We start from the raw sequence: 16567 nt of genomic DNA, 5'->3' as shown, positions 1-16567 counted from the left end.
AGGCGCGGCGCGCTGCATCGCAAGAAGCTTGGCCGGATACGGGACAAACTTTGGGGAACGCCGCGCAGGCTCGGTACGATCGGAGCAATATCGGCGCAATATTCGCAAAGTTCCGCAGCGAATTGACTCATATCTGACAAGGGGCAAGACTGACGTTCAGGGACCGCGATGCCGAGAGCGGCTGACGGCGCCGCGACCACTGTCCTGCATGGCCACCGCGGGAGGCCGCCCGACATCCCGCTTCTCCACCGCGCAGGGGGCGGATGGCGCGGCGCGCGCTTGTTCGCGGACAACATGGACTCGACGCCACGAGTGACTCGCCCGCGATTCGGTTTCCACCTCGCTGATGCCGGAAGCGGACGCGGGCGCCTTCTCGCGAAGGCTTGAATCGGTTTGCTCCTCCACTCCCGACCACGTGATCCCTGCGCCGTGGCATGACATGCTGTGCGCGTGCAGTGCAGTAGAGGTTTTCGACTTTTTCCATTCCGCGGGTCTTGCGACGCATTCGTATCGGCATCATTGTTTAGCCGCGTTGCGGCGCGAGAGCTTTCGGCAGCTCGCCCACCGCGTGCGCCCCTCGATCACGAGTGAATCCAACGACGATGTACAAGCTCTATTCGATGCAGCGCTCCGGCAACAGCTACAAGGTCCGCCTTGCGCTGGCGCTGCTCAACGCGCCATATCAGGCGATCGAAGTCGACATTCTCCGAGGCGAAAGCCGCACGCCGGATTTTCTGGCGAAGAATCCTTCTGGGCAGGTGCCGCTCTTGGAAGTCGCCGAAGGGCGCTACCTCGCCGAGTCCAACGCCATCCTCTGGTATGTCTGCGGCGGCACTTCGCTGGCCCCGGAGTCACGGGTCGAACGCGCCGAAGCGCTGCAATGGATGTTCTTCGAGCAGCACGCGCTCGAGCCCAATATCGGCGCCGCCTATTTCTGGCTGTCGCTGGTCAAGGGCGGCCGCGACCTGCAGACGCATGCGCTGGAGGACTGGATGGAGCGCGGCTATGCCGCGCTTCAGGTGATGGAAAACCATATCAAGACCCGCGCCTATTTCGCCGCGGGGCAACTGACAGTCGCCGATATCGCGCTGTACGGTTACACCCATGTCGCCGATCGCTGCGATTATGATCTGGCGACCTTCCCCGCCATCCGCGCCTGGCTGCGGCGGGTCGAGCAGACCCCCGGCTTCGTCACCATGGACTGGCAGCCGGCCGAGGTCGACGACCCGGCCGGCATCGCCGCCGGCGCATAACCGCCGCCACGCCCGCGAGCAGCCTCCTCACTTTCGCGCGAGCACGCCGCCAAAGGTTAACAATAGCGGGCATAACGTTAACCTTTGCCCCGACTTCGCCATTTTCAGGGGCTGGTCGCCGCAATATTGCCGGTGATCATTGCAACATTTTCCTGACGTCGCGTGAGTCGCGGGTGATTCGTCCCGCGTTACAAGGATTTAGACCAATGATACGGTCCCCCGGCGCGGTCGGCTTCGAGAGCAGCCGCGCGCCCGTCGCTTCTTCCCGATTGCTTGGTGCCATCGCCACCTCGCTCGCGATCGGCACACTATCGCTTTGCCTCGTGGTCACCCTGACGGTGCTATCGATCAAGGCCACCGTCGCCATGCCCTTTCCGTGATTGCGGCTTTTTTGTTTGCATCATTAGCGAACGCGCGATGATCGACATCGCGAATGGACGAGCATGAAGACACCTGTCGGCCTCGTGACCGCCGCCTTGGCGGTCGCGATCCTGCTTGCCGTCTCGTTCCTGATCGCCACCGGCACCCGCGGCGAACAGCCGGCGTTTGACTCGTCGGCGGGCGAACTCGAGGTTCGGACCATCGCAAGGGGCCTCGTCAATCCGTGGGCGCTGGCGTTCCTGCCCGACAGCACGATGCTGGTGACCGAACGTCCGGGCCGCATGCGTATCGTTACGGCGGAAGGACAGGTCTCGCCGCCGCTCAAGGGCGTTCCGGAGGTGTGGGCGTCCGGCCAGGGCGGCCTGCTCGACGTCGTCACCGACAAATCCTTTGCGCAGAACAAGACCCTCTATTTCTGTTTTGCCGAGCGGACTGAGGGCGGCGGACGCACCGCGGTCGCGCGCGCCAAACTCAACGACGGCAAGGTCCGGCTCGACGACGTCAAGATCATCTTCCGCCAGCAGGGGCCGCTGTCATCGGGCAATCACTACGGCTGCCGCATCGCGCAGGCCGACGACGGCAATCTGTTCGTCACGCTGGGCGAGCACTTCACCTTCCGCGACCAGGCGCAAAGTCTCGGCAATCATCTCGGCAAGGTGATCCGGATCGCGCCGGATGGTTCGGTGCCATCGGGCAACCCGTTCGCTGGCCGCGCCGACGCCAAGCCGGAGATCTGGAGCTACGGCCATCGCAATCCCCAGTCGCTTGCGATTCATCCCGCCTCCGGCGAACTCTGGGAAATCGAGCACGGCCCGCGCGGCGGCGACGAGGTCAATCTGATCGGCAAGGGCAAGAATTACGGCTGGCCGGTGATCGGCTACGGCATCGATTACTCCGGCGCCAAGATCCACGATGCGACGGCCAAGGACGGGATGGAGCAGCCGCTCAAATATTGGGTGCCGTCGATCGCACCGTCAGGCATGGCCTTCTATACCGGAAAGCTGTTTCCGAAATGGAACGGCAGCCTGTTCACGGGCGCGCTGCGCGGCGCGATGCTGGTGCGGCTGACGCTGAACGGAAACGCGGTCACCTCGGAGGAGCGCCTGCTGCAAAACCTGCACGAGCGTATCAGGGACGTCCGCCAGGGGCCGGACGGCGCGCTGTGGCTGCTGACGGACAGTTCGAACGGACGCGTCTTGCGGGTGGCGCCGGCCGCGAAATAACGTCCGGATTACGTTCGTCGGCCGCAACCGGCTCACGCCCATTTGTGAAAGATCAGAAACGCGCCAAAGGCGATGCAGGCAAAGCCGAGCGCGTGATTCCAGCCCAGCGGCTCCTTCAGGTACAACACCGAGAAGCAGGCGAACACCACCAGCGTGATCACCTCCTGCATGGTCTTGAGCTGCGCCGCCGAATACACCGCGCTGCCCCAGCGGTTGGCCGGCACCGCCAGCCAGTATTCGACGAAGGCGATCCCCCAGCTCGCCACCACGACCAAAGCCAGCGGGCTCTCTTTGAATTTCAGGTGACCGTACCAGGCAAACGTCATGAAGACGTTGGAGGCGAACAGCATCAGGATCGGCAGCAGCGTCGGGGAAACAGTGGGCATCGATGTCCTCTTGCAAAATGTCATGCGCAAATCGTCGGGTGCGGTACCCCGTTCCTTAACTCGATATCATTTGATTTCAAAAATGCGAAAGCCCGCCGCATCCCTGCAACGCTCCCTTAAGACTGGCGGCAGAAAGGCGTGCACAATCGCAACAATCGGGCATGCTTGCGTCTTATTCCCGGCAAGTGGCGAGGACGGGCATGCAGTTAGACTGGCGCGCAATCTCCGGTCCGGCTCTTACGACAGCGACGGCGGTGCTCGCCTTCCTGGTCGACCGGCATTTGGTTGCCGTCCCCAATCCAGCGCCGCTGTTCGTCTGCATCGTCGCGCTTGCCGCTTCCGTCAGCGGCATCGTCTCCGGCATGGCCAGCGCCGTCATTGCGGTAGCGTCTTCCGCGCTGCTCTTCCTCAACCACCGCGCCGCGCCCGGTTACGACACGTCGGACCTGGCGCGCATGCTGCTGCTGGCGGCGACCGCCGGCGGCACCGCGCTCATCACCGGCCTCTTGCGGCAGAAGTGGGTCGATGCGTTCGCGTGGGAGAAGAAGCATCATGCCACCGCCGACCGCCTGTCGGCCGCGCTCGATCAGGTCGATATCGGCATCGTGCTGCTCGATTCCGATACCCGCGCCGAATTCATCAACCGCGCCTTCCGCGATTACTTCAAGCTGTCCGACGAGCAGGCCGACAGCAAGCCGCCCTTCATCGCGCTGATGTATCACGGCCGCGACACCGGCGCCTGGCAACTGCCCGAGGACGAGTTGAGCGCGTTCATCGCCAAGCGCACCGAGATGATACGGGTCGGCGATTCCACGCCGATCAACATCGATCTCGCCGATGGACAGGTGCTGCGCTTCATTTGCACGGCGCTGCCCGATGGCGGACGCATGCTGAGCTACACGCCGGTCACCGACCTCGTCCGCCACACCGACGATCCCGGAAGCGGCGACTACTACCGCGCGCTGCGCGGCAGCTATCGCAGCCTCGCCCACCACCTCGGCGCCGCGGAGTAGCGGCACGCAGCACGCGCTGCGACATTGATCCCCTCCGGCCGCGTCTGTAGTAATGAGCGGACACCCTTCCTGCGCATCCCCGGCGCGTCATCTCCCAGCAAAACGGAATCGCTTGATGTCCGGCGACCTCACCATCCGCTTCGTCACCCGTCAGGACTACGCGCAATGGCTTCCGCTGTGGGAGGGCTACAACGCCTTCTACGGCCGCTCGGGCGCGACTGCGCTTGCGCCCGAGATCACGGCGATGACGTGGACGCGCTTCTTCGACGCCTACGAGCCGGTGCACGCGCTGGTCGCCGAGAGCAGCGGCGAACTGCTTGGGCTGACGCATTATCTGTTTCACCGCTCTACGACAATGATCGAGCCGAACTGCTATCTGCAGGATCTGTTCACGAGCGCCGCCGCGCGCGGCAAGGGCGTCGGCCGCGCCTTGATCAACGGCGTGTACGAACAGGCAAAGCTCGCGGGATCTTCCCGCGTCTATTGGCAGACGCATGAGACCAACCACACCGCGATGCAGCTTTACGACAAGGTGGCGGAGCGTTCCGGCTTCGTCGTCTACCGCAAGCTGCTCTGACACGGTTTCGTGAAGGCGGTCCCGTCAGGTCGCCTGTGGATAAGTCCTGATGTCACGGCGGCGTAACAAAGCGCGGATAGGTTGCAGCCGCGTCTGATCAGGCCCCCCGTCTCAGATCACGCGCCCCAAGCGGCCCCCGTCAGTCGCCGCGTCTGGCCGGGGCCGCATCTTTTTGTGCGCATGGCTGCCAAGCGTGGCGGCCGATAGCCCCGCTGCTTGCCGGGCGAGTTGGCGCGGGCCACAATGCGGCTCCTCCCGCGGCCATCCCACAGGATCGATCCATGCAAATTCGCAACCTCGGCGGCTCCGGCCTGCGCGTTTCCGCCGTCGGCCTCGGCTGCAACAACTTTGGCCAGCGCACCGATCTGGAAACCTCGCGTAAGGTGATCCACAAGGCGATCGACCTCGGCATCACCCTGTTCGACACCGCCGACATCTATGCCGGCATGGGCGGCTCCGAGACCGTGCTCGGCACCGTGCTCGGCGACCGCCGCAAGGACATCGTGCTGGCGACGAAATATTCCAAGCCGATGGCAACCGACGGCACCAAGCAGGGCGCCTCGCGCCGCTACATCATGTCTGCGGTCGAGGCCAGCCTGACGCGGCTGAAGACCGACTACATCGATCTCTACCAGCAGCACGATTACGATTCCTTGACGCCGATGGAAGAGACGCTGCGCGCGCTCGACGATCTCGTCCGCCAGGGCAAGGTCCGCTACATCGGCAATTCGAATTTTCCGGCGTGGCGGATCGCGGAAGCCGAAATGCTGGCGCGGCAGATGAACGTCAACCGCTTCGTCTCCTGCCAGGACGAATACAGCCTCGTGGTGCGCGGCATCGAAAAGGATCTGCTGCCCGCAGCAACGGAATACAGGCTCGGCCTGCTGCCGTTCTTCCCGCTGGCGAGCGGGCTCCTGACCGGCAAATACAAGCGCGGCGCCGCCGCACCCTCCGACACCCGCTTCGCCAAGGCGCCGGCCTTGAAGGACCGCTACGTCACCCCGCGTAATGAAGATATCGTCGAGAAGCTGCAGGCGTTTGCGCAAGCCCGCGGCCACACCATGCTGGAGCTTGCCTTCTCCTGGCTGGCGTCGCGCCCGCAGGTCGCGAGCGTCATCGCCGGCGCCACCCGCGTCGAACAGGTCGAGCAGAACGTCAAAGCGATCGACTGGACACTGAGCGCGGAAGAGATGGCGGAAATTGACGGGATTACGAAGTAGGTTGTCGTCCCTGCGAACGCAGGGACCCATACCGCGTGATCCATCGAAGAAGCGCGGTGGCTGACACTCTGCGTTAATCAACCAGTGCTGTGGGCTGCTGAAGCAAAGCCGTCACGCGGCGTGCCCCTTTCCGCCGGCCGCGGCGTATGGGTCCCTGCGTTCGCAGGGACGACATCGTGGTTGAGGTTAGCTCCCTACCCCACCAGCCCCTGCATCGGCTTCACTGCGGCACTGTCGGGAAACACGCTCTCCGCCAGCACCTTCTCGGCCAGCCCGAACTGATCCTTCAGCACGCCTTTTATCACCGCGCGCAGGTCGGTGGTCGGCGCGAGGTCGCGGCCCTGGTAGAGATTAGCCGGCTTGAGCCCCGGCCAGTCCGCAATCACGCGGCCGCCTTTCACCGCGCCGCCGGCGAGCAGCGCGATGGTGCCGGTGCCGTGATCGGTGCCTTGCGTGCCGTTGATGCGCGCGGTGCGGCCGAATTCGGTGGCGACCACGATCACCGTGTCGCGCCAGCGCGGACCCAAGCCGCTTTCGAATTCCGCCAGCGCGCCGTCGAGGCCGCCGAGCAATTGCGCCAGCCGCCCGACCGGCCCGCCTTCATTGGCATGGGTGTCCCAGCCATCGAAAGCGAGCGCGCCGATCCGCGGGCCGTCGTCGGCGGCCATCAGCTTTGCGGCGCCCCGCGCTACCAGCCGCATCGCGGCCACGCCGTTGGTGCCAGGCTTCGGCTTCATGTCGTCGCCCTGCGCGGCCTTGTCGAGCGCGAGGCCTTGCTTCAACGCACTGGCCAGCGCGGGATCGCGGTGTTGGTAGAGTTCGACGAGCCGCATCGCGGTATCTTCCGCAGCCTGCGGCACCGCGACCGGCGCCCAGCCGACCGTTGGCGCCGCACCACGCAGCACCAGCGGCGTGGTCGGGCCGACGGCTAGCGCGCTTGTCACCCGTTCGCCTTTCGGCAGACCTTCCAGCGCGCGGTTGAGCCAGCCGGACTGCACCCGGCCCGGTCCCGCAAAGCCGCTCTCGAGCACGTCCTGCCCGTCGAAATGCGAACGGTCGCGATACGACGTCGCCACCGCGTGAATCACGGCAGCCTTCTTCTCACGATACATCCGCGCGAATTCCGGCATCGCCGGATGCAGCGAAAAGAAATTGTCGAGCGGCAAGGCCGCGTTCGGCCCGCTCGACGACAACGCGATCGAGCCATGCAGCCCGGCATAATCGGGATCGCCAACCGGCGCGACGGTGGCAAGCCCATCCAGCGCGCCGCGCAGGATGACGACCACCAGCCGCGGATCGCGGCCGTCGGCGGCGCGGGCGAATTTCGGCAAGTAGGCCCACGCCGCAAAGGAGGCGCCGCCGAGCAACAGCGCGCGTCGCGAAACCATCGATGATCTCAGGCTTTCGCAATCCATTGTCGTTTCCATTGGTATCATCTCCTCTGGAATTCCGGCGACATCAGCAACAGCGCCAGCGCCTGCTGCCGCGATTCCGCGCGCTCGATGGTTTTCCGCGTCTCTGATGATGCCGCATCCGCGGCAACGAGTTCGAGCAGGTCGCGCGGATCGACGCCGTCGGCGAGCCGGGAGGCGATCTGCGCGGATATATCGAGCCGCAGCTTGATGCCTTCAGGCGCTGCCCAGGCCGCGTTGCTATCGGCGAAACCGTTCGGCCCGGCCGGCGCCCACAGCGGCTGGCCCAACGCATTGAGGCCGGCGAGATAGCGGCCGGGATCGTTCGGGATCTGCGCCAGCAGCCGGCCTGCCGCGACCAGGAATTCGTAAGGCGAGCGCATTTTTGAAAGCGGCGCCTTCCAGGCGTCATCGGAATCCACCAGCGCCGTCGCCAGCGCCTTGAGGTCGCCGTCGGTTCGCGTGAAGACATCGGCGAGCCGCGCCACCAGGGCCGGTGGCGGATCGTCGGCCACGAAGTGACGCGCGAACTTAGCCGCGATGAATTTCGCCGTCGACGGATGGCGGGCGAGATCCGCCAGCACCGCCTCGCCCTGCGTGACGTCTGACGCGTCGTAGATTTTTCCCATCACCCGCTGCGCGCCCGGCTGATGCGCATTGGCGTTGAACACGAAAGAGCCTGGTGCCCCCAATTGGCCCAGCCTTCCGGCATAGGTCCAACCCGTGATGATGTTCGCCAGCGCCGTCACGTCGTCCTGCGAATAGCCGCCGCCGACGCCGAGCGTATGCAGTTCGAGGATTTCGCGGGCGAGGTTTTCGTTCAGTCCGCGGTTACGGTTTTTCCCGGCGCGCGAATCCGGGCCCAGCGATTGCTGGTTGTCGAGAAAGAACAGCATCGCCGGATGCTGTTCGACCGCCTTCAGCATGTCGCCGAAGCGCCCGAGCACATGGGGGCGGATCGCCTCGCGCTCGAACGAGCCGGCCCACATCCGCGCCGGCCCGCCCTTGTTGGCGGAGATGCAGAAATGGTTGGACCAGAACACCACCAGCCGTTCGACGAATCCGCAATCGGCGATCACCGCCCGTTGCAGCCGCGCCAGCGCTTCGGCGCGAAAGGTTTTCTGGATGATGTTGAGCGGCGCCGGTGGCGGTTTTGGCGCATTGGGCCGCATTGCCTCGGCGGGCGACATGGCCGCATCGCGATTTTCCGGCGGCTTCCCCGGCGGTTCCGTTGACGGTTCTTTGGGCGCCAAGTCCTTGGGTGCTAACTCCATGGCGATGCTGTTGAGCGAAAAGTTTCGCCGTTGCGCTTTCGCATCCGGCGGCGGTTGACCTTCGGTCGCGGGCGCCGGCGCGGCCTGCTTGGCGGCTGCGTCGCGGGCCTGCTGAATCTCGAACTGATAGTCGAACACGGCCTTGCCGAGCGCCGGCGTCGACTGCAGTCCCGGCACTTCGAGCAGCACGCCATTGGGACGGGCGAGTTCGGCCTTGACGAAGCCGCGCGGATCGGAGGCCGCATTGAGGAAATCGCCGGACGCCCCGCCGCGCGCGCCCAGTCCGAAGCGATTGAGCGCAACAAGGGCTGCTTGCGAATCGCGGGCCATCGGATTTCCCTTGAATCTTCCCGGGCGTATAGTAGCCGCCGAGTATAACGTGCTTCGGCATGAACCCGGGATTAATTCCGCGTCAGGATGTTGCCCCGTTGATGACAAATCGTTTGGAAAATCAGCCCACGCGCCGCCTCGCCTGCGCTGCTTGCGGCACTGAATTCAGTTGCAGCCTGTCAGGTCCGTGCTGGTGTTCCGACGAGGCGTTCCGTCTGCCGATGCCCACGGATGGTGGCGATTGTCTCTGTCCGAACTGCTTGCGCAAGCTGGCGGAACAAAGCACCGGTGCGGGTGCGTCGTGACCGACAGATGGAATGTCAGCGCTGTCCTTCTCGACATGGACGGCACGCTGCTCGACACCGAGCGGGTCTATTTCGACAGCCTGGTGGCGGCGCTGCAGACGCATGGCTACACCGACGATACCGTAACGCTGTGCCAGGCGATGGTCGGCCTGCCGGGGCCGGACTGCGAAGCCATGCTGCATGCGCGTTACGGCGAAACCTTTCCGCTTGCGGAGATCAGCCGGGCTTTCGTCAGCAACCGCGATGAAATTCTTAGTGCAGGCCTGGCGTTGAAGAACGGCGCGATCGAACTGCTGGATGCGCTGCAGGCGGCCGAATGCCCGATGGCGATCGTCACCTCCTCGTCGCTGCGCACGGCGGATACGCATCTGCGACTTGCCGGCATTCGCCACCGCTTCGAAACGCTCCTGACCCGCGACGACGTCGTCCGCGGCAAGCCGAGCCCCGATCTCTATCTGCTGGCGGCGTCGCGGTTCGGCCTGAAGCCGGAAGTTTGCGTGGCGGTGGAGGATTCAAATCACGGCGTGGCCGCCGCCCACGCCGCAGGCGCGATTACGATCATGGTGCCGGATATGGTGACCCCGACGGACGAGTCACGCGCGCGATGCGCAGCTATCGTGCCGGATCTCGGCGCGGTGCTCGAGGTGCTGCGCGAGCGCGGCGGGTTTGGACGCCGCTCACTCTAACCGTCATTGCGAGCGAAGCGAAGCAATCCATCTCTCCGTTTGCCGTGAGGGTGGATTGCTTCGTCGCTTCACTCCCTTGCGCAAACGCTTCGCGTTTGTCGCGGGCAATGACGTGGGAACCTACCGCGCCCGCCGCGACTTCGGCCTACCCCGCCCAGTAAGCGCCGCCTCGATCAACGCATGCGCCGCTTCACCCGCCGTCTCCATATAGCTGGGATCGCGGTGCAGCAGCACGACGGCGAACGATCCATCGAGCAGCAGCAGGATTTGCCGTGCGAGCTGTGCCGCCTGCGCGATCCCGGCAGCGGCAAAGGTCCCGCGCAGCCATTCCTCGAACTTCTTCTTGTGCGCGGCGCCGATTTTCATCGCGGGATGGCCGGGCATGTTGGCGAGTTCGGCTGATGTCCGCAGGAATCCGCAGCCCTTCCATTTCGGATGCCGCGCCGAGCGGGCGAGGTTGCGAAAGATGCGCTCGACCTGGGCCGGCAGCCCGTCGTCGGCCTCCGCGAACCATTGCCTGAACAGCGCGAGATTGGGCTGATCGCGGGCAGCGAGATACGCCGCGACGAGATCGTCCTTGCTCTTGAAATGATAATACAGCGTTCGCTTGGTGACGCCGGCCTTCGCCGCCACCGCATCGACGCTGACGCCCCGGATACCGTCATTGTAGAACAACGCGCTTGCCGCCGAAATAATGCGCTCACGTGTCGGGATGCCGGATCGTGCCATGGCCCGCATGTATACTAACCAGTGAATATACACAACGCGAACGTGCTCCTAGGGTGACCATAGCCACTGTCACTCTCATGGAGCCCTTGATGCCCGATCCCATCCTGCTTGAAATCAACGACGGCATTGCGCTGATCACGCTTAACCGGCCTGACAAGCTCAACGCCTTGAACTATGCGTTGATCGACCGCCTGATGGCCGTGCTGGACACGATCGAGACGGACGCCGCCGTGCGAGCGGCAATTCTGACCGGCGCGGGCGAACGCGCGTTCTCCGCGGGCGCCGACATTCACGAATTCGCAGGCAGCGTCCGGCGCGGCCGCGATACGGCCATGCGGGACTTCGTCCGGCGCGGCCAGGCCATGACCGCGCGGCTTGAAGCCTTCAGGAAACCGGTGATTGCAGCCGTCAACGGGCTGGCGTTCGGCGGCGGATGCGAGATCACCGAGGCCGTGCATCTGGCCATCGCCAGCGAGCGCGCGCGTTTCGCCAAGCCGGAAATCAATCTGGGCATGCCGCCGACCTTCGGCGGAACGCAGCGGCTGCCGCGGCTCGCCGGGCGCAAGCGCGCGCTCGAACTGCTGCTGACGGGCGATCCGTTCTCGCCGCAACGGGCGCTGGAGATCGGGCTGGTCAACAGCGTCGTGCCGCATGACGTGCTGCTGCCGGCCGCGCGCGAACTGGCAAGCCACATCGTCGGGCATTCGCCGCTCGCGGTCGGCGGGATCATCACGGCGGTCACCCGCGGACTGAACATGGGCATCGGCGAAGGGCTGCAGGTCGAGAGCGAGCAATTCGCCGCGGTCGTGCCGACCATCGATCTCGGCGAAGGCATCAACGCCTGGATCGAGCGCCGGCCGCCGGTCTTTGCCGGCCGCTGACGACCAATGCCCCATACGCCTCTTCATCCGAAAGATTGGAGGCGCTATGCTGATGACGGATATGAGAACTCCGGGAAACGGCGGGGGGGGTAGGTTATGGCGTGGACGGCACTTGATTTCGGTTTCCGCGACGCGACGGTTGGCCTGGTTCTCATGATTTGTGGGCTGCTGCTGGTGCGCCAGGCCGGATGCCGGACACACGGGTCGGGGATCGATTCGACCGGGCGATTTTAAAATTTGACAAGCCAGCACGCGATCATCCGCCAAATTTTCCGATGGCAAGACCAGAGCGGGAGAATGCAGGTGATCAGGATTTCGATGTCGGCCCCAAGCGCGTTCGCAGCCCTGGATATGTCGTGCTGCTTACGTTCTCTCTTGTTGTCGCTCAATCTTGTCATGGCCGGTTTGACGCCATCGGCGCACGCGCAAGGCATGCCAGGCGCGGGGAACAACGGTGCGGCTGCGCCGGGGCCGGTGTTTTCGGATACTGGCCCCGACGCGGCCGCCTATGGCGCGGCGGCAGGTTTTCCAGTTGGTACCCGGGCGACCGCAAGTCAGCTCGAAAATCTGGTCGGCACTTATAGCCATTTCGGCGAAATGTTTCCCTCGCGCCAGGTCCGACGCGCGACCACACCCTGGCTGTTCAAGCGGGCGCCGGAGCCGGCGATCTCCTACAAGTTCGGATCCGAGCAGCGCTCGATCTCCGACTATCTCGGCCAAAACCCGACCACGGCCCTCCTGATCGCGAAAGACGACACCATCCTGTACGAGCATTATCAATATGCTCGCACCGACCGCCACCGCTTCCTGTCGCAGTCCATGGCCAAGACGATCACGGCGATGCTGATCGGCGTTGCCGTCTCCGAAGGAAAAATCAAATCGATCGACGATCCCGTCTCGGCCTATGTTCCCGGCCTCGCGGATGCGGAATATGGAAAGACCTCAATCCGCGACCTCCTGCACATGTCGTCAGGCGTTGCCTTTTCGGAAATCTATGACGGGCAGGACGACATCGCGCGACTGTCGCGCGACCTGTTCGTTGAGCCCGGAAAGGACCCCGTCGCCACCGTCGCCCAGTTCAACACGCGCGCTACTCCACCGGGAACCAAATGGCACTACGCCAGCGTCGAGACCGAGATCCTGGGCCTGGTGTTGCGGTCTGCCACGGGTGAGCCACTTGCGGACTATCTTCATAGCAGGGTCTGGGACGCAATCGGCGCGGAGGCCGACGCGGCCTGGGCCGTCGATCACACCGGCCAGGAGATCGCCTTCTGCTGCTTTAACGCGACCTTGCGCGACTACGCGCGTCTGGGCCGGCTGCTCGCGCATGACGGCGCATGGGAAGGACGCCAACTGATTCCACGGCAGTGGGTGTTGGACGCCACCACGGTGAAGCCAGCCGACGGTCATCTCGCCCCGGGAACGGCAACTCCCTACTTCGGCTATGGATACCAGGTGTGGCTGCTCCCCGGTGAGCGTCGCAGATTTGCGCTGCTCGGCATCCGGGGACAGATCATCCTGGTCGATCCAGCCACCAAACTCGTCATGGTCCATACCGCCGTTCGCAGGAAGCCGTCGGAGCCGCGCTCTTATGCCGAGACGCTCGCGTTGTGGTTCGCCGTGCTCGGCCAGCTTGGACAATGACCGCCCAAGCTAGCCCAACATGTTGATGCCGCAGCGCGGCCAGACGTCGGCGCGCCTCACCCTGTCAACGGCTGTGACGCGCCAATGAGTCCACGCGCTAAGCGGCATTTTTGGTCGCAATCACCGTTCGCATGTCATCAGCCAGTTCGCGGTAGTGCTGGCCGAGGCGCAGATATAGCTCGCGCTTCGCTGCATCCGCCGACAACTTGCCGATCAAATCGCATTCGGCAGCGAGAGTCTCAAACCGCTCCAGTTTGGCTTCAAAGTCGGTCATGACGCGCCTCCCCTACAGCCCACCAAAGGAACAAGACTACGCCTTCATTTTACGTCACAGCTAACATCGTTATCGGATAGAACTAATTTACAGCCTCGGCGATAGGCCGGACAGTCGCGCAATCATTACCTGCTGATTTACGTCAGCGAACGTGATCATTCCTGCTGTCAGCCAAGCCGCCGCGATTGGCTCCGGCCGGCGATCCGGGTGACCTACGCGTCCCGCTTGCCCTACCCGTGATAGCTTGGCGACTTTCGCGCCAGTCCGTCGAACGCATCGAGCAACCGCTGGCGCCAGGCATAGACCGGATCGTCTTCCATCAGCAGCCTGAACGGGCTGACCACCCGCGCCCACTGGAACGCGCCGAACACGATATAGTCCGCATAGTTCGCCGCAGTGCCGCCGAGAAAGGGCTGCGTCCGCAATGTCAGCCGCAGCGGGTCGAGCGATTTGCGGAAACCTTCGACCGCCTTGTCGCGGCTGGCCATGATCTCTTCGAGCTTCCTGCCGAAACGCGCTTCGCGGCTGTTGCGGAAATAGGCCGCGTCCTCCGGCTTCAGGTTGAGCGGGATGTCGGCGATGATCAGCGGAAACATGCCGCCGATCACGCCGTCGCCCCACCAGTTCAGCATCCGCCCCATCGCGCGGCCGCCCTCGCCGCCGAACAGCGACGGCCGGTCCGGATATGTGTCTTCGAGATAGTTGGCGATGGTCCAGGAATCGACGAGGGCACGATCGCCGTCGAGCAGCACCGGCACTTTTTCGGAGCCATGCGGCGCGATTGCGCGCTTCTCGGTGAAGCACCACGGGATGGTTTCCGCCGACAGCCCCTTGTGCGCCAGCGCCATCCGCGTCCGCCAGCAGAACGGGCTGAACGGGCGGGATGGGTCGGTGCCGACGAGTTCGAAGAGTTTGAGGGACATGTCGTGGCCAGTTCCGAAGATGACCGCCAGCCTAACCGTCATTGCGAGGAGCGCAAGCGACGAAGCAATCCATCTATCCATTATGCCGCAATATGGATTGCTTCGCTGGCGCTCGCAATGACGGTGGAGGGACCGTCCTTCCTACCGCACCACCGCCGCGGTCTGGCCGAACAGGATCCTGCGCTCCTCCTCTGTGCGGTTGACGGGCTGGCCGAAATTCGGATTGACCTCTTTCGCCTTGGCATAGGCGCGCATCGTGGCGGGCCGGGCGCGGATGGTCTCCAGCCAACGCTTCAGATGCGGGAAGTCGTCGATATTCTGGTCCTGGTTCTTGTAGGGCACGACCCAGGGATAGCTCGCCATGTCGGCGATCGAATAGTCGCCGGCGATGAATTCGCGGTCCGACAGACGCTTGTTGAGCACGCCGTAGAGCCGGTTGGTCTCGTTCACGTAGCGGTCGATGGCGTATTTGATTTTCTCCACCGCGTAATTTCTGAAGTGATGGTTCTGTCCGGCCATCGGCCCGAGCCCGCCCATCTGCCAGAACGTCCACTGGATCGCGTCATAGCGGCCGTAGAGATCGGTGGGGAGGAACTTTCCGGTCTTCTCGGCGAGATACAAAAGCATCGCACCCGACTCGAAGATCGAAATCGGCTTTCCCCCGCCTTTCGGCGCATGATCGACCATCGCGGGAATGCGGTTGTTCGGCGCGATTGCCAGAAACTCCGTCTTGAACTGTTCGCCCTTGCCGATGTTGACCGGAAAGACCTTGTAGGGAAGCCCGGTCTCTTCGAGGAACATCGTGATCTTGTGGCCGTTCGGCGTGGTCCAGTAGTAAAGGTCGATCATGGGGCGATCCTGCTATGCGCTGGATTGTTGTTTTCGCAAGAAAGATGCGACTGCATGAATTTGGGAGGATCGGCGGTGCAAGTCAATCGGCGCCGGCCTCGCGCGCGCAAATGTGATGGCGCCTCACGCGCCGCGGCCGTGCTCGCGCAGGAATTTGGCGCCGCTTTCGGTGATCGCGACGCGCACGCCACCCGCCGCCGGCTGCCGCGCCACGTAACCGCGATCGACCGCGTCCTCCCAGATGGTGAGGCGCGGGCACGAGGTGCGCCACGTCTCGATCACCTCGGAATAGAGCCGTGGCTCGCGGCCGATCCATTCGACGAGGTCGAGCACCAGTGCGTCCGTTGTCTCGGTCATCAGCGCCTCCGCATCCGAAGCGGTCAAACTCAAAATGCCATCGCGCTGGTGCGCGTGAACAGCAGCCAGCCGCCGTAGAGGATGTAGTAGCCCGCGACGGTCGTGATCAGCCGGTTCGCCCAGGTGCGAAACTGCGCGTCGCTCATCGCTTCCAGGATGCGCCGCGCCAGCGTGGTGCCGAGCATCGAGGCGGCGATGGCGACGCCAGCGAGCACCGGATCGAGCGTCGCCGCCTGGTCGACGATGCCGCCGAAATAGATCAGCTTTGTCAGATGGCTGGCGACCTGGCAGGTCGCCTTGGTGGCGACCACCTCGCGGCGGCCGAAATTGCCGCCGAGAAAGAAGGTGTCCATCAGCGGGCCGGAGACGCCGGTCATCAGCATCAGCCCCATGCAGATGAAGCCGTAGAACGAGCCCTGCGCGATGCTGTCGGGATTGGGCTTGAGGTTCTTCGGCATCAGCCGCGCCATGAACGGCGTCACCCCGAGCAGCAGCAGCGCAATCGGCTTGTCCGGCACGTAACGGGTGATCGACCAGACGCCGAGCGCGAGCGCGCAACCGATCAGATAGACGAACACCGGCCGCCAGCTGATATGCGCCCGCCACAGAAAGGCGCGCCAGCCGTTCGACGCCATCTGCGTGATCGCATGCAGCACCATCGCGGTGGGCAGCGGCATCAGCATCAACAGCACGCCGATCAGGATCATCCCGCCGGCCATGCCGAACAGGCCCGACAGGAAGGCTGTCGCGACCATCAACGCACCGAGGGCTGCGATCATGAGGGGCGTCATCGGAATCTCCACAATCATGTTTCTGCCGCGCTTGGACGGCGCACGCAAACTGAGTTATC

Annotated in this window: 18 protein-coding genes; 9 read left to right on the top strand and 9 right to left on the bottom strand. The window is 64.2% G+C overall.

The window, feature by feature from the left end:
• Positions 1-602: 602 nt before the first annotated feature.
• The 3 genes from JQ624_RS22200 to JQ624_RS22190 all read left to right on the top strand — a co-directional run bounded on the left by JQ624_RS22200 (position 603) and on the right by JQ624_RS22190 (position 2857).
• Positions 603-1253 carry a glutathione S-transferase family protein gene (locus JQ624_RS22200; RefSeq protein WP_212421075.1) on the top strand — a complete coding sequence of 217 codons (651 nt, stop codon included), beginning with the start codon at positions 603-605 and terminating at the stop codon, positions 1251-1253.
• A gap of 206 nt (positions 1254-1459) precedes the next feature.
• Positions 1460-1633, top strand: coding sequence for a hypothetical protein (locus JQ624_RS22195; RefSeq protein ID WP_212421021.1), 174 nt, complete (start codon positions 1460-1462; stop codon positions 1631-1633).
• A 63-nt stretch (positions 1634-1696) separates the two neighbouring features.
• A complete protein-coding gene (locus tag JQ624_RS22190; protein ID WP_212421020.1) occupies positions 1697-2857 on the top strand; it encodes a PQQ-dependent sugar dehydrogenase in 1161 nt (386 codons plus the stop codon).
• 32 nt (positions 2858-2889) lie between these two features.
• On the opposite strand, the gene JQ624_RS22185 is transcribed toward JQ624_RS22190, so the two are convergent.
• A complete protein-coding gene (locus tag JQ624_RS22185; protein ID WP_212421019.1) occupies positions 2890-3243 on the bottom strand; it encodes a DMT family protein in 354 nt (117 codons plus the stop codon).
• Positions 3244-3443: 200 nt separating this feature from the next.
• Between JQ624_RS22185 and JQ624_RS22180 the strand changes: the two genes are divergently transcribed.
• The 3 genes from JQ624_RS22180 to JQ624_RS22170 all read left to right on the top strand — a co-directional run bounded on the left by JQ624_RS22180 (position 3444) and on the right by JQ624_RS22170 (position 6053).
• Positions 3444-4256 (top strand): PAS-domain containing protein, encoded by an 813-nt coding sequence (locus JQ624_RS22180; RefSeq protein WP_212421018.1) that lies wholly within the window; start codon positions 3444-3446, stop codon positions 4254-4256.
• A 115-nt stretch (positions 4257-4371) separates the two neighbouring features.
• On the top strand, positions 4372-4833 hold the full coding sequence (locus JQ624_RS22175) for a GNAT family N-acetyltransferase (protein ID WP_212421017.1): 462 nt from the start codon (positions 4372-4374) through the stop codon (positions 4831-4833).
• A gap of 281 nt (positions 4834-5114) precedes the next feature.
• Entirely contained in the window at positions 5115-6053 is a 939-nt protein-coding gene (locus JQ624_RS22170) for an aldo/keto reductase (protein ID WP_212421016.1), read from the top strand.
• 194 nt (positions 6054-6247) lie between these two features.
• Here JQ624_RS22170 and JQ624_RS22165 read toward each other — a convergent pair whose 3' ends face one another.
• Entirely contained in the window at positions 6248-7441 is a 1194-nt protein-coding gene (locus tag JQ624_RS22165; protein WP_409334356.1) for a DUF1501 domain-containing protein, read from the bottom strand.
• Positions 7442-7485: 44 nt separating this feature from the next.
• Positions 7486-9069, bottom strand: a complete 1584-nt coding sequence (locus JQ624_RS22160) for a DUF1800 domain-containing protein (RefSeq protein WP_212421015.1) — start codon at positions 9067-9069, stop codon at positions 7486-7488.
• Between the two features lie 301 nt (positions 9070-9370).
• Here JQ624_RS22160 and JQ624_RS22155 point away from each other — a divergent pair, with 301 nt between their 5' ends.
• Complete coding sequence (locus JQ624_RS22155) at positions 9371-10060, top strand: HAD family phosphatase (RefSeq protein ID WP_212421014.1); 690 nt, start codon at positions 9371-9373, stop codon at positions 10058-10060.
• Between the two features lie 120 nt (positions 10061-10180).
• Here JQ624_RS22155 and JQ624_RS22150 read toward each other — a convergent pair whose 3' ends face one another.
• Positions 10181-10789, bottom strand: coding sequence for a TetR/AcrR family transcriptional regulator (locus JQ624_RS22150; protein WP_212421013.1), 609 nt, complete (start codon positions 10787-10789; stop codon positions 10181-10183).
• Positions 10790-10878: 89 nt separating this feature from the next.
• Here JQ624_RS22150 and JQ624_RS22145 point away from each other — a divergent pair, with 89 nt between their 5' ends.
• Positions 10879-11670 carry a crotonase/enoyl-CoA hydratase family protein gene (locus tag JQ624_RS22145; protein ID WP_212421012.1) on the top strand — a complete coding sequence of 264 codons (792 nt, stop codon included), beginning with the start codon at positions 10879-10881 and terminating at the stop codon, positions 11668-11670.
• A 303-nt stretch (positions 11671-11973) separates the two neighbouring features.
• Positions 11974-13314, top strand: a complete 1341-nt coding sequence (locus tag JQ624_RS22140) for a serine hydrolase (protein WP_312014467.1) — start codon at positions 11974-11976, stop codon at positions 13312-13314.
• Between the two features lie 97 nt (positions 13315-13411).
• Here the strand turns inward: JQ624_RS22140 and JQ624_RS22135 are convergent, their stop codons facing one another.
• The 5 genes from JQ624_RS22135 to JQ624_RS22115 all read right to left on the bottom strand — a co-directional run bounded on the left by JQ624_RS22135 (position 13412) and on the right by JQ624_RS22115 (position 16508).
• Positions 13412-13588, bottom strand: a complete 177-nt coding sequence (locus JQ624_RS22135; RefSeq protein ID WP_212421010.1) for a hypothetical protein — start codon at positions 13586-13588, stop codon at positions 13412-13414.
• 230 nt (positions 13589-13818) lie between these two features.
• Positions 13819-14511, bottom strand: coding sequence for a glutathione S-transferase family protein (locus JQ624_RS22130; RefSeq protein ID WP_212421009.1), 693 nt, complete (start codon positions 14509-14511; stop codon positions 13819-13821).
• Between the two features lie 141 nt (positions 14512-14652).
• Positions 14653-15360: a glutathione binding-like protein gene (locus JQ624_RS22125; protein WP_212421008.1), complete on the bottom strand. Its 708-nt coding sequence runs from the start codon at positions 15358-15360 to the stop codon at positions 14653-14655.
• A 123-nt stretch (positions 15361-15483) separates the two neighbouring features.
• Entirely contained in the window at positions 15484-15717 is a 234-nt protein-coding gene (locus JQ624_RS22120; protein ID WP_212421007.1) for a hypothetical protein, read from the bottom strand.
• A 29-nt stretch (positions 15718-15746) separates the two neighbouring features.
• On the bottom strand, positions 15747-16508 hold the full coding sequence (locus tag JQ624_RS22115) for a sulfite exporter TauE/SafE family protein (RefSeq protein ID WP_212421006.1): 762 nt from the start codon (positions 16506-16508) through the stop codon (positions 15747-15749).
• Positions 16509-16567: the final 59 nt, after the last annotated feature.

It is taken from the genome of Bradyrhizobium sp. AUGA SZCCT0283 (assembly GCF_018130385.1).
GTDB lineage: Bacteria > Pseudomonadota > Alphaproteobacteria > Rhizobiales > Xanthobacteraceae > Bradyrhizobium.
This window is presented reverse-complemented; position numbering and strand designations above follow the sequence as displayed.